13 protein-coding genes are annotated in these 12,717 nt (G+C 62.3%); 6 read left to right on the forward strand and 7 right to left on the reverse strand.

From position 1 onward, the window contains the following. Nucleotides 1-36: 36 nt before the first annotated feature. Together IGS60_RS24305 and IGS60_RS24310 are read right to left on the reverse strand one after the other, a co-directional pair. Nucleotides 37-1,437 carry a heavy metal sensor histidine kinase gene (locus tag IGS60_RS24305; RefSeq protein ID WP_230506441.1) on the reverse strand — a complete coding sequence of 467 codons (1,401 nt, stop codon included), beginning with the start codon at nt 1,435-1,437 and terminating at the stop codon, nt 37-39. Then, nucleotides 1,434-2,144 (reverse strand): heavy metal response regulator transcription factor, encoded by a 711-nt coding sequence (locus IGS60_RS24310; protein WP_070224783.1) that lies wholly within the window; start codon nt 2,142-2,144, stop codon nt 1,434-1,436. The genes IGS60_RS24305 and IGS60_RS24310 overlap by 4 nt, the downstream gene beginning before the upstream one ends. Before the next feature lie 138 nt (nt 2,145-2,282). On the opposite strand from IGS60_RS24310, the gene IGS60_RS24315 reads away from it, so the two are divergent. Both IGS60_RS24315 and uraH read left to right on the forward strand, forming a co-directional pair. Next, nucleotides 2,283-2,777, forward strand: a complete 495-nt coding sequence (locus IGS60_RS24315) for a heme-binding protein (protein ID WP_230506442.1) — start codon at nt 2,283-2,285, stop codon at nt 2,775-2,777. Nucleotides 2,778-2,788: 11 nt separating this feature from the next. Next, nucleotides 2,789-3,196 (forward strand): hydroxyisourate hydrolase, encoded by a 408-nt coding sequence (uraH, locus tag IGS60_RS24320; RefSeq protein ID WP_121670675.1) that lies wholly within the window; start codon nt 2,789-2,791, stop codon nt 3,194-3,196. A 3-nt stretch (nt 3,197-3,199) separates the two neighbouring features. On the opposite strand, the gene IGS60_RS24325 is transcribed toward uraH, so the two are convergent. Beyond that, on the reverse strand, nt 3,200-3,898 hold the full coding sequence (locus tag IGS60_RS24325; RefSeq protein ID WP_230506443.1) for a glutathione binding-like protein: 699 nt from the start codon (nt 3,896-3,898) through the stop codon (nt 3,200-3,202). 189 nt (nt 3,899-4,087) lie between these two features. On the opposite strand from IGS60_RS24325, the gene IGS60_RS24330 reads away from it, so the two are divergent. Then, nucleotides 4,088-4,513 (forward strand): hypothetical protein, encoded by a 426-nt coding sequence (locus IGS60_RS24330; protein WP_070224787.1) that lies wholly within the window; start codon nt 4,088-4,090, stop codon nt 4,511-4,513. A 4-nt stretch (nt 4,514-4,517) separates the two neighbouring features. Here the strand turns inward: IGS60_RS24330 and IGS60_RS24335 are convergent, their stop codons facing one another. Next, entirely contained in the window at nt 4,518-6,164 is a 1,647-nt protein-coding gene (locus tag IGS60_RS24335) for a methyl-accepting chemotaxis protein (RefSeq protein ID WP_230506444.1), read from the reverse strand. Nucleotides 6,165-6,489: 325 nt separating this feature from the next. On the opposite strand from IGS60_RS24335, the gene IGS60_RS24340 reads away from it, so the two are divergent. After that, on the forward strand, nt 6,490-6,855 hold the full coding sequence (locus IGS60_RS24340) for a hypothetical protein (protein ID WP_034781254.1): 366 nt from the start codon (nt 6,490-6,492) through the stop codon (nt 6,853-6,855). 144 nt (nt 6,856-6,999) lie between these two features. On the opposite strand, the gene IGS60_RS24345 is transcribed toward IGS60_RS24340, so the two are convergent. After that, nucleotides 7,000-7,407: a hypothetical protein gene (locus IGS60_RS24345; protein ID WP_070224790.1), complete on the reverse strand. Its 408-nt coding sequence runs from the start codon at nt 7,405-7,407 to the stop codon at nt 7,000-7,002. Between the two features lie 169 nt (nt 7,408-7,576). Between IGS60_RS24345 and IGS60_RS24350 the strand changes: the two genes are divergently transcribed. Continuing rightward, nucleotides 7,577-8,419 carry a helix-turn-helix transcriptional regulator gene (locus tag IGS60_RS24350; RefSeq protein ID WP_230506445.1) on the forward strand — a complete coding sequence of 281 codons (843 nt, stop codon included), beginning with the start codon at nt 7,577-7,579 and terminating at the stop codon, nt 8,417-8,419. A 45-nt stretch (nt 8,420-8,464) separates the two neighbouring features. Here the strand turns inward: IGS60_RS24350 and folE are convergent, their stop codons facing one another. Together folE and nudC are read right to left on the reverse strand one after the other, a co-directional pair. After that, entirely contained in the window at nt 8,465-9,031 is a 567-nt protein-coding gene (gene folE, locus IGS60_RS24355; RefSeq protein WP_034781250.1) for a GTP cyclohydrolase I FolE, read from the reverse strand. A 74-nt stretch (nt 9,032-9,105) separates the two neighbouring features. Next, nucleotides 9,106-9,945, reverse strand: coding sequence for an NAD(+) diphosphatase (gene nudC, locus IGS60_RS24360; protein ID WP_230506446.1), 840 nt, complete (start codon nt 9,943-9,945; stop codon nt 9,106-9,108). A 296-nt stretch (nt 9,946-10,241) separates the two neighbouring features. Here nudC and IGS60_RS24365 point away from each other — a divergent pair, with 296 nt between their 5' ends. Beyond that, the gene (locus IGS60_RS24365; RefSeq protein WP_230506447.1) at nt 10,242-12,572 is read left to right on the forward strand and encodes a catecholate siderophore receptor Fiu; all 2,331 of its coding nucleotides are present in this window, start codon (nt 10,242-10,244) and stop codon (nt 12,570-12,572) included. The last annotated feature ends 145 nt before the right edge of the window (nt 12,573-12,717 follow it).

Consider the following 12,717-nt stretch of genomic DNA (forward strand, 5'->3'; position numbering starts at 1 on the left):
GCGCAAGCGCGTAATCCGACACCACCACCATCAATATTACGCCGGGAAAACCAAGGTAAATGTCGTGGCGGCAGCGTCGGATGCGACCGTCGCGCTGCCGCCGTGCAACTGCATGATGGCCGTGACGATGGCCAGCCCTAATCCTGTGGAGGCGGCCGAGTCGCTGCGGGCCGGGTCGGCGCGGTAGAAGCGCTCGAACAGGTGCGGCAAATGACGCGCGGGGATGGCGGGGCCGAGGTTGCTCACGCTCAGTTCCACGCCCTCGTTCGTCGCGTGCGAACGCAATAAAATCGTGCTGCCCGGCGCCGCGTGGCGGATGGCGTTCGACAGCAAATTGCCGAGCGCGCGGCGCAGCAGTTGCGGCTCGGCCGTCACCGTGCCGCTGCCGTGGCAGGCCAGCGCCAGCTCGCGCTCTTCGGCCAGGCCTTCAAAGAAATCGGCCAGGCGCAAGAACTCGTCCTGCACGGGCAAGACTTGCTTGACGAGCACCATTTCATCCTGCTGCGCGCGCGCCAGAAACAGCATGCTGTCGATCATGCGCGACAGCCGTTCCAGCTCTTCCACATTTGACGACACCAGCTGTTCATATTCGTGCGCGCTGCGCGGGCGGGCCAGCATGACCTGGCTTTGTCCCAGCAGATTGGTGACGGGCGTGCGAAATTCATGCGCGAGGTCGGCGGAAAACTGCGACAGCCGCGCGTAGCCTTCCTGCAGGCGCGCCAGCATGGCGTTCAAGGCCTGGATCAGGGGCAGCAGTTCCGTCGGCGCGCCGCGTGCCTCGAGCTGCTGCCCCAGCTTGCCCGGCCGCACGAGGGCCGCATGGGCCGCGATATTGCGCAGCGGCCGCAAGCCCCGCAGCAGCATCACGCTGGCCAGAATCGCCGCCACCAGTGCGCTGACGGCGACGGAGACGACGATCTGCCAGCGGTAGGCGGCGAACATGGCCGTGCGGTCGCCGTAGACCCGGGCGACGGCAATATCGGCCATCTGCGCGGGCTCGCCGATGCGCGCGCTGGCCGCCACGACCCGGGCCGGATAACCGTCGCGGCTGGTCCAGCTGACGATGTCGCTGGCCGTCACGGGCGCGTCGACGGCCACGGGAACAGCATGCGCGACGTTCTCGCTGTTCGGATTGACATCGATCAATCGCGTGCCATCGGCGCGCACGATGCGCACCAGGGAATTCTCTTGTCCGCTCATGGTGTCGCGGAAATACTGGGGCCGCTCGCGGATGATGTCCAGGGTGCCGGCATTGCCCAGTAATTGCTGGATCTGCCGCAGTTTTCCCAGCAACAAAATATCGTCGCGGCGCTCGATTTCCGCCACAAAGGAACGGTACAAATGCATGCCCAGCCCGGCCGACACGAGCGCCACGATCAGCACGAAGACGAGCGTCACGCGCAGGGTCAGCGAGCGCCGCAGTTCTGCCAGCTTCATGCGGCGGCGCCATTGTCAGGTACCGTGGGCGCGCGCAATTCGCAGACATAGCCCATGCCCCGCAAGGTGTGGATCAGCTTGGGCTCGAACGGATCGTCGAGCTTGCTGCGCAGGCGGCGGATGGCTGCGTCGATGACGTTGGTGTCGCTCTCGAAATTGATGTCCCACACTTGCGAGGCGATGATGGAACGCGACAGCACCTCGCCCTGGCGCCGCGCCAATAAATGCAGCAAGCCGAATTCCTTGGCCGTCAGGGCGATGCGCTGGCCTTGCCGGCTGACCTTGCGTTTCATCACGTCGATTTCCATGTCGCCGATGCGGATGACGTCGTCTTCACGGGGTGGCCCGCGCCGCAGCAGGGTGCGGATGCGCGCCACCAGTTCGGCAAAGGCGAACGGTTTCACCAGGTAATCGTCGGCGCCCAGTTCCAGCCCTTTCACGCGGTCCTGCACCTCGTCGCGCGCCGTCAGGAAAATCACGGGCACGTCGGCGCCACCCTCTTGCAGGCGCAGCGCGCGCAAGACTTGCCAGCCGTCCATGATGGGCAGCATCACGTCGAGCACGATCAGATCGGGTGACTCCGTACTCGCCATGTGCAAGCCATCGCGGCCATTGCGCGCCAGGCTCACCGTGAAGCCGGACTCGGCCAGGCCGCGCAGCAGATAGTCGCCCGTCTTCGGTTCGTCTTCAATGACCAGGATGCGCATGGCAGCTTTCTAAGGGGAATATAAGACCATTCTACGCCGCGCGCCGGGCACCGCGGATGATAAAAATGTCATGCGGCGATCATCTTCTCGTAGGGCAACACTGACCATACTGGCGCCACCTTATCAACGGACAGCCACATGAAAACCCTGTTACTCGGCATTACCCTGCTGTACCTGCTGGCCAGCCCCGCCCACGCCCAGCTGCGCCAGGTCGATGATCTTTCTCTGGCAATGGCCAACAAGCTGGCGAATGCGGCCATCGCCGCGTGCCAGGCGCAAGGCCGGCATATCGTCGTCAGCGTACTCGACCGTGGCGGCAATGTCGTGACCGTGCAGCGCGCCGATGGCGTCGGGCCGCACAACACGGACGCCAGCCGGCGCAAGGCCTACACGGCCCTGTCGACGAAAAACGATACCCAGGCGCTGGCCGTGGCCGCGCGCGGCAATCCCGACATGGCCAATTTGACGACCGTGCCGGAACTGTTGCTGCTGGGCGGCGGCCTGCCCTTGCGCGCCAAGGGCGAAGTCGTCGGCGCCATCGGCGTCGCCGGTGGCGGTGGCGCCCTGCAAGACCGGGCCTGCGCCCATGCCGCCCTGGCCGCCATTCCTGAACTCGATTCCCCCACCCTGTGAAAGCAACAACGATGACCTATCTGAAAAAAATCACCGCCACCCTGGCCTTCGCCAGCCTGTCCAGCATGGCGCTGGCCGCCAATCCCTTGAGCGTGCACATCCTCGACCTGCAGAGCGGCCAGCCGACCGCGGGCGTGACGGTCACGCTGGAGCAGAAAAAAGGGGATGCTTGGCAACAGTTGGGCAGCGCCGTGACGAACGCGCAAGGACGCATCGCGGCCATGTATCCGGAAAATCAACCCATGCAGGCGGGCGACTACCGCATCGTTTTTAAAACTGGCGAACACTATGCGCGGCTGAAACAGGAAACATTCTTCCCGGAAATCCCCGTGCAATTCCACGTGGAAAAGACCGAGCAGCACTATCACATTCCCTTGCTGCTCAGCCCTTTCGGCTTTTCCACCTACCGCGGAAACTGAAGCTTAGCCCAGCGTCTTCGCCGTCTGCCCGAACAGCACGCTTTTCGCGTCGCCGCTGACGGTGGGCTGCACATTGATTTCGGCTGCCCGCGCATACGCGCGCACGGTGGCGGGACGGGCGGCGATGGCCGCGAACCAGCGCGCCAGGTGCGGGAAGTCTTCCAGCTTCTGGCGCTGGCGTGCGTGCGGCACGATCCACGGGTAGATCGCCATGTCGGCGATGGAATACGTGTCGCCGGCCACGAATGCGCGGTCCGCCAGGCGCTTGTTCAGCACGCCGTATAGCCGGTTCGTTTCATTGACGTAGCGCGTGATGGCGTAATCGATCGGTTCGGGCGCATATTGCACGAAATGGTGGTTTTGCCCGGCCATGGGGCCAAGGCCGCCCATTTGCCAGAACAGCCACTGCATGACCTCGGCACGTCCCCGCACGTCGGCCGGCAGGAATTGCCCGCTTTTCTCGGCCAGGTATTGCAAAATCGCGCCCGATTCGAACAGGGATAGCGGTTCACCGCCATCCGCCGGCGCCTGGTCGACGATGGCGGGGATGCGGTTGTTCGGCGCGATGGCGAGAAACTCGGGCTTGAACTGCTCGCCCTTGCCGATATGCACGGGAATGATGTTGTAGGGGATGCCCGCTTCTTCCAGGAACATCGTCACTTTGTGCCCGTTGGGCGTGGTCCAGTAATACAGGTCGATCATCGTGGTCTTTCCAGGTAGATGAGTAGGGGCAGGCGCACTTGGCAGAACTATTGTCGCGCCGCAACTGATATGCATGGATATAATGCCACGTAAGCGAAAAACAAGACGGCGTCCAGGCAGGGCAAGCACCCACTGGCACCGTCACGCAGGCATCCCGACATTCCAGAGCACAAACAAAGAAAGCCGACCATGCGCAAACTCCTGATCGTCACGCTGTCCGTCCTGCTGTCAGGCTGTGTCCAGGACTTCGCCATCTACATGTTCGATGGGCAAGACCATTCCCTGACCGTGCGTCGCCAGCAACGTTATTTTTGGCAAGACACCGTGGAAGTGCAGCTGATGGCCACCAACCTGCCGCAATGCCAGCGCCTGCATACGCTGTCCACCGATGCGCCGGCCGACATCAAGGTCGAGCTGTTTGCGGCCGGCGATGGCCTGTGGAATATCCGCATGGGCAAGCAGCTGTGGCAGGCGGAAACGAATACCTGCAATGAGCTGACGGAAATGGAAAACGACCCGAAAGCCGACCTGGGCCAGCCGGTCGGGCAATTCGTGGTCGTCGATGACAAGCTGGAATTCGAGCCGGCGCCGCAAGCGGCGGCACCGGCCCAATAGGAACTTAGCGCGCCGCCAGGCTGCGCAGGGGCTTTTTCGCCACGGCGCGCGGTGCGCCAGCCGAGCTTGCCGTCAGGCGCGGCGACGTTCCCGGTTCCTGCGCCGACAGTTTGAAGCGCGCCACCAGTTGCGCCAGCACGGCCGCCTGGTCCTGCATGCTCGACGCCGCTGCCGCCGCTTCTTCCACCAGTGCCGCATTTTGCTGCGTCACGCTGTCCATCTCCGTGATCGCCTGGTTGACGTGGCCGATGCCCGTGCTTTGCTCGTGCGAGGCGGCCGTGATGTCGGCCATGATGTCGGTCACGCGCGACACGCTGGCCACCACCTGATCCATGGTCGTGCCCGCCTGTGCGACGAGCGTGCTGCCGGCCGCGATGCTGTCGACGGAAGCGCCGATCAGTTCCTTGATTTCCTTCGCCGCGCCTGCGGATCGTTGCGCCAGATTGCGCACTTCCGACGCCACGACGGCAAAGCCGCGTCCCTGTTCGCCCGCGCGCGCCGCTTCCACGGCCGCGTTCAAGGCCAGGATATTCGTCTGGAAAGCGATGCCGTCGATGACGCCGATGATGTCGACGATCTTGCGCGACGACGCGTTGATGGTGTCCATGGTACCGATCACTTGCGCCACCACGGCGCCGCCCTGGCGGGCCACGGCGGAAGCGGACTGCGCCAGTTCATTCGCCTGCACGGCATTGCCCGCGTTTTGCGTCACGGTCGAGGTTAATTCCTCCATTGAGGCCGCCGTTTCTTCCAGCGAACTGGCTTGCATTTCCGTGCGCGCCGACAAGTCCATATTGCCGCTGGCAATCTCGCTCGATGCCGTCGCGATCGTCTCGGCACTGTGGCGGATTTCGCTGATCGCGTCGACCAGGTTGGCCTGCATGGTTTTCATCGCGTACAGCACGCTGTGGCGGTCGCTGGCATGCGTGCGCACGACGCCGCTCAAATCGTTATTCGCGATCTTTTCCGCCACGTCGGCCGCATACTCGGGATCGCCGCCCAGCGCATGGCGCAGGCTGCGGTTGATCACGACGACGACGGCGGCCAGCAGGCCGCACACCAGCACCAGCACGCCCAGCGAGGTGAGCAGCGACTGACGGAAGGCCGCATCGATATCATCCATGTACACGCCCACCACTAGGGTCCAGGCCCACGGCTTGTAGGCCACCACGCGGCTCATCTTCGGTTCGGGCGTCTTCTGGCCCGGGCGGGGGAAATAATAATGGACGAAGCCCTTGCCCGCATCGCTCTTGCCGACGGCAACGATGTCGCGGTACAGATAGGTGCCGTTGGCATCTTTGAAATCCGACATGTTCTTGCCGTTGGTTTGCGGCGCGGCGGGATTCATCACCACGACGGCATCGAGATCGATGATGGACAAATAACCGGTCTCGCCGAAACGCATGCTCTTGATGACGGCCGTGGCCTGCTTTTGCGCTTCTTCCTTGGTCAAGGCACCGCTGGCGGCCAGGTCGCCGAACATCTTGACGGCGCCCAGGCCCAGGTCGGCGGCATTGCTCAGGTCGGCGCTGCGTTCTTCGATGCGGATCTTGCGAATTTCCAGCGCGTTGTAGACAAAAATAACGGTGATGCACAACAGGCTGCAAATCAGGGGAATCCATAACTTCTGCTGGAACGTCAATTTCTTCATGCTGTGTCTCCGACTCTCTATTGTGCGGCGATGGGGCGTGGCCCGCTTCCAGCTGGGCAAGCCCGGAATGCGGCGGCGACGGTGCTCTGGCGACACCGTTCAGACGTCTCCAGCATACGCTCGAACGACCGATATTTACAATGCCGGGAGGCAATGATTTTTGCCCGGTGTTGTTAATGCGTTGCGACAATTGATGAGAATTGAGGTTGCATTGCGATATTGCATTGCAGCAAAAAAGGATGCGGATAGGCAGCGTCAAGGCAGGCGGAGGTGGCGGGCGTGTGTCAAAATGCACGCCAGATCGATTGAATCACGAAAGCACAGCATGACCAAGAATGAAGCCATGAAACGCATCAACGACCGCCTGGGCAAACCCACGCTGACGGACAAGAACACGCATTTTGCCAGCGTCGCCAGCTATGGCACGGACGAAGGCTGGTGGCTGAAGATCCCCTTCCTGACGTTCAAGCAGGAATTGCACTTCATCCTCAACAATGAAAAAACGAAAAGCTTCCAGCACCTGAAGATCGGCGCCAACCAGATTCTCAGCCCGGGCATGAAGTTCCGCAGCACGGGCGGCGCGGCCGATGCCTTCATGTCGGCCTCGGCGCCGAAACGCCTGGTCGACTTGCTCGACGGCGGCAGCAAGTACAACTTTACAAAACACTTCGTCAACGACTACCGCTACTAAAACACCTGACCAAACCTGCTGCGCGGCGCGCTTTGCGGCCTGCGATGCTCACCGGCTCGGCGCCCCCGTACAAAAGTACGGTTGCGCTTCTTGGCCACAAATCACTGCCGCTCGCTACGGTTTTGTCAGGTGCTCTTGGCGTTGTTAGTTTTCCCTTGGAGGCAGCCAGGCCCTGAGCAAATGTTGGGCGATGTCGAGCGCGTCGTCGCGGCTGGTGCCAAAGTGTAAAGGGTAGCCCCAGAACTGGCCGAACATGACGGCGAAAGCCTTGCCGGCCAGGCGCTTGGCGGCGCTCGGTTCGACCAGCACCATGCCCTGGATATACGCGCGCAGGGCGGCCTTGTGCCGTTTCATCCACAGCACGGCGCGCTTGCGCTCTTCCTGCGGATGGTCATGCCCATCCTCGTCCAGGCCTTCTTCGCTGAGAATCACAAACGCTTGCTGGCGCGCCAGCAAGTCCTCGAACTGGCTGAACAAGGCATCGTCGGGGCCGCTGGCGGCGTTGTCGCGGCGCATCCAGACGAGGGGGAAATCGGTGATATCGAGTTGCATGGGGGACTCCTTCAAGGGGGTTGCCGTTTCTCCTCACCTTCATCAGAACACGGGCGGCGGCGGTTGCCGTTGAAGCGGGACTGCGGATAGCCATACGATACCGATGACGGCGCCCGACGTCATTGCATACAATAGCCACAATATTATTCAATCCAGCCAAAGTCATCCCATGCCCCATCCCCTCTTGCCCAGCATGCTGACGGCCCATCTGGGTCTGGACGACGATGCCTCCATCCTCGATTTCGACGTCGACGGCGTGCTGCGCCCCTTGCTGGCCGTGGGCCTGGCCAGCGTGCCAGAGGATGCGGAGCAGGCGCCGCACCAGCACCGCAAGGGGCAGCTGCTGTACGCCACGCGGGGCGTGATCCATTGCGAAGTAGAAAGTGGAGTGTGGATCGTGCCGCCCCAGTGCGCCGTGTGGATACCGGGCGGCCTGATGCATTCGGCGCAGGGCGTGGGCGAGGCCGAGTGCTACTGCCTGTTTATCGAGCCGGCCACGGCGCCGGCCTTGCCGGCCATCTGCTGCACCGTGGCTGTCTCGCCCCTGTTGCGCGAACTCATCACCAAGGCGGCCGGTTTTCCCACCCTGATCGCGCTGCAGGGCGCGCAGGAACGCCTGGTGGCCACCCTGCTCGACGAATTGGCGGTCGCGCCCGTGGAAGACTTGCATTTGCCAATGCCGCGCGATGCGCGTCTGCGCCGCCTGGCCGCCCTGCTGCTGGCGCAGCCAGCCGATAAAAGCACCCTGGCCGAGTGGGCCTGCCGCATCGGCATGAGCGAGCGCAGCATGACCCGGCTGTCGCTGGAGGAAATGGGCATGAGCGTGGGCGGCTGGCGCCGGCAACTGCACGTGATCCTGGCGTTGCAACGGCTGGCGCAAGGCCACAGCGTGAAAGCGGTGGCGCTGGAACTCGGTTATGAAAATACCAGCGGTTTTGTCACCATGTTCCGCAAGGCCGTGGGCAAGCCGCCGGCCCGCTACCTGGCGGAACGGGAATCCGGGCGCGCATGAAAAAAGGCGGCATATGCCGCCTTCGTCACGCATCGTCGCCGAAAATCAGACTTCGCGCGCCAGGGCCAGAAATTCCGTGCGCAGCGCCAGGTTCGGCTGCATCTCGCCCAGCATGGCCGAGGTGATGGTTTCTTCGCCCGGCGTGCGGATGCCGCGGCTTTCCATGCACAGGTGACGGCAGCGCACGACCACGCCCACCGATTTCGGTTCCAGCACTTCCATCAGCGCGTTGGCGATCTGCATCGTCATGCGTTCCTGCACTTGCAGGCGCTTGGAGAAGCAATCGACGAGGCGCGTCAGTTTCGACAGGCCGACGATCTTGCCGTTGGGCACGTAGCCGATGGTGGCCTTGCCGAAAAACGGTGCCAGATGGTGTTCGCAATGGCTGTAGACGGGGATGCCGCGCACGACGATCAGCTCGTTGTACTGTTCCGCGCCATCTTCAAAGGCTTTCAGCAAGTCCACCGGGTCCTGGCCATAACCGGACGTCCAGTGCTTCCACGCCTTGGCCACGCGCGCCGGCGTTTCCAGCAAGCCAGGACGCTGCGGATCTTCACCAAGGCTGCTGATCAGCCGGCGCCAGTCGTTTTCGGAGAATTCTTCTTGAGACATGCTAAACCACCCTAAAATTTTCAATTGCCGCCAGTATATAGAAAATGCGGCAGGCTGCCTGAGCAGCCCCAGCTTTACGACTGCGCCGGCTGCCGGTGCGCGCCGACCAGCAGCGCGGAAATCGACACGCTCGAACTCGCTTCCGGCCACGCATCGCCGGGGCCGAACCAGCGCGCCTCGGCGATCTCGTTCTCGTCGAGGCGGATCTCGCCATCGAGATAATCGGCTGTAAACGCGATCATCAGCGAATGGGGAAACGGCCAGGACTGGCTCATGAAGTACTGCAAGTTATGCACGCGCAAGCCCACCTCTTCCATCACCTCGCGGTGCACGGCTTCCTCGATCGATTCGCCCGCTTCCAGGAAACCGGCCAGCGGGCTGAAGCGCTGCGATGGCGAATTTTTATGCATCGCCAGCAACACCTGGTCGCCCTTGCGGATGAGCACCATCATGGCGGGCGAAATGCGCGGGTACGCGAGCATGCCGCAGGCGGCGCACGTAAAGCAGCGTTCGCCGCGCGTGCGCTGCATGGGCGTGGCGCACACGCCGCAATGGCGGTGCGTGCGCGCCCATTCGGCCAGCTGCACGGCGCGGCTGGCCAGGCCCAGGAAGTCATCGTCGACGGCGTTGAACAGCGAACGCATGCCGTGATACGCCAAGCCGCTATCGGCGGGCAACAACTCCGCATCCGTCCAGACCGTCTGGCAATAGCGGCCCTGCCACCAGCCCACGGGCTGGGCGCGGCTCAGGTCGATATCGAGCACGGCCACCTCGGCGGCAGTGGGCAGGGTCAGCCCGGGCATACGCAACAGCAGGCGCCCGCGGTGAAAGACGAATGTCAGCGTTTCGGTGGCGGCCGGGGCCGGTTCGGGCGTGTCGATCAGGGGGACGAAGGCAAGGGGCGTGTGCAGCATGTGCTGGGAAGAAATTTGTAAAGGTTGCTCATCATACTCCCGCTGCCAAACGCTTGCGCGCATAGCAGCGCCCGGACTGCAAAGCAAGCATTCATGAGCCATGCGCGTGTTTTTTTTGCGCTAAGTCCAATCCGTTGCGTAAACGATACTGATAACGATTCTCATTTACGAAATAGCGCCCAGTTATTACAATACCGCCTATTCCGTCTCCATCGCCAGCCACTTGCCCGCGTGCCCAAGCACTGCGGCGCAGAGCCAGCCAGGAACCACCACCCTGAACTTATCGAGAGAGCAAGATGGCAATCAAGAGCCGCAAACACGCCCCAACCCGTTTCAACCAGCACATCGGCGCCGCCCTGGCCGTGATGCTGCTGCCCGTCGTCGCCCAAGCGGCCGACCCGGCCGGCCAAAGCGCCCCGGCATCGCAGCAAACCCTGAACGAAATCAAGGTCGTGGGCTCGAAGGAAAATGATTTCAAGGCCGAAAAAGCCTCGTCGCCGAAATACACGGAAGATCTCGTCAACACGGCGCAAACCATCGTCGTGATCAAGAAGGAATTGATCGAACAGCAAGGCGCGCTGACCCTGACGGATGCGCTGCGCAACACGCCTGGCGTCGGTACTTTCTTCCTCGGTGAAAACGGCAACACGAACACGGGCGACGCCGTCTACATGCGCGGCTTCGATGCCTCGGGCAGCATCTATGTCGATGGCGTGCGCGACGTGGGCTCCATCTCGCGCGACGTCTTCAACATCGAACAGATCGACGTATTGAAGGGCCCGGCGGGCACGGACAGCGGCCGCGGTTCGCCGACCGGTTCGATCAACCTGGTCAGCAAGACGGCCACCATGGAAAACAAGTTCAATTCGCTGCTGACGGCCGGCAGCGGCAAGCAGAAACGCGCTACGGCCGACTGGAACCGCATCATCGACGCCGATTCCGGCACGGCTTTCCGCCTGAACCTGATGACGCAGGACAGCGGCAATCCGGCGCGCGACGAAGTCAAGAACAAGCGCTGGGCCTTCGCGCCTACCGTCACCTTCGGCATCGGCAAGCCGACGCGCATCACGGCCAGCTACCTGCACGTGGATCAAAATAACGTGCCCGACGGCTTCGTGCCCACCATCGGCCTGCCCGGCTACAGCACGCCGGACAGTATCACGCCGACGAACAAGGTCATCCGCACCTTCCTGAATAGCGCCGCCAAGGTCGATCCAAAGAATTTCTACGGCTCCACCGCGGACCACGACAAGGTCAAGGCCGATATGGCTACCTTGCGCATCGATCATGATTTCTTGCCCAACGTGCAGATTCAGAACACCACGCGCTACGGCAAGACCAAGCAGGATTACCTGTTGACGGCCTTCATGGGCAGCACCGCCAACCTGAAGACGCCGGTGGCCACCGATCCGTCGACCTGGACCCTGGCGCGCTCGCTGCGCACCGTCAAGGATCAGGAAAACACGATTCTGACCAACCAGACTGTGGTCAGCGCGCAATTCGATACGGGCGTGCTCAAGCACTCCGTGGTGGCCGGCGCCGAATTCACCAGCGAAAAGCAGACCAACTACAGCTATGTGCCTGCCAGCCTGGGCACCATGCCGGACGCCAATCTGTACCATCCGAACCCGCGCGCCCCCGTCACCGGCTACCAGCCCGTGCGCAGCGGCGCCTACAGCCAAGGCGAAGTCAACACGCAAAGCGCCTATGTCTTCGACACCATCAAGTTCGGCGACAAATGGATCTTCAACGGCGGCGTGCGCTTCGACCATTTCAACACCAGCTATGACTCCGTCACCCTGCAGACGGCCGTCGCCGCAGGCCAGGTGCAAAAACTGCCGGTAGGCACGCCTATTCCTGTTCACATCACCCTGAACGACACCTTCGCCAACGGCAAGATCTCGGCCCTGTACAAGCCGACGCCGGACAGCAGCGTGTATGCGCTGTGGGCCACCTCGAAGGCGCCGCCGGGCACCAACTTCACGCTGAGCACGGGCGCCAGCAGCGCGCAAAATCCGATGTATGATCCGCAGGAAACCACCACCAAGGAAATCGGCACCAAATGGGATTTCCTGAAACAAAAACTGTCGTTGTCGGCCGCCGTCTACCAGACGGACGTGAAAAATGAAGTAGAGCAAGATCCCGTCGACCTGATCTACTATCAGAATGGCAAGAAACGCGTGCAGGGCGTCGAAATCGGCATGGTGGGCGAGATCATGCCGAACTGGCTGGTCAGCGCCGGCTACACACGCATGAATACCAAGGTCGAGTCGGGCAAGGTCGTCACGGCCAGCGGCATCAATAACCTCAGCTACACGCCGAAACAGGCGTTCACGGGCTGGACCTCGTACACCCTGCCCTTCGGCCTGAAGATCGGCGGCGGCGCGCGTTACGTGGGTGAAATGCTGCGCGGCACCGATGGCGCCGTCGGTACGCCGGCCCGCGTGGATGCCTACTGGGTCTTCGACGCCATGGCAACCTACACCGTCAACAAGAACCTCGACTTGCAGTTGAACGCCTACAATCTGGCCGACAAGACCTATGTGGCAGCCATCAACAAGTCCGGCTTCCGCTACACGCCAGGCCAGCCCCGTTCGTTCAGCCTGACGGCGAATATCAAGTTCTAACATCTAGAGAACACGCATCGCGTCACATCAAGCCCCTCTTCGGAGGGGCTTTTTTATTGTCCTGATAATCTTGTCTTTTTGGCGTACCGCCGCCCTGCCGCGACTAGCGTATGAAAAGTCATACAGCGATGCGCTTGCGCGTCCA

It is taken from the genome of Janthinobacterium sp. FW305-128, from assembly GCF_020858135.1.
GTDB lineage: Bacteria > Pseudomonadota > Gammaproteobacteria > Burkholderiales > Burkholderiaceae_D > Janthinobacterium.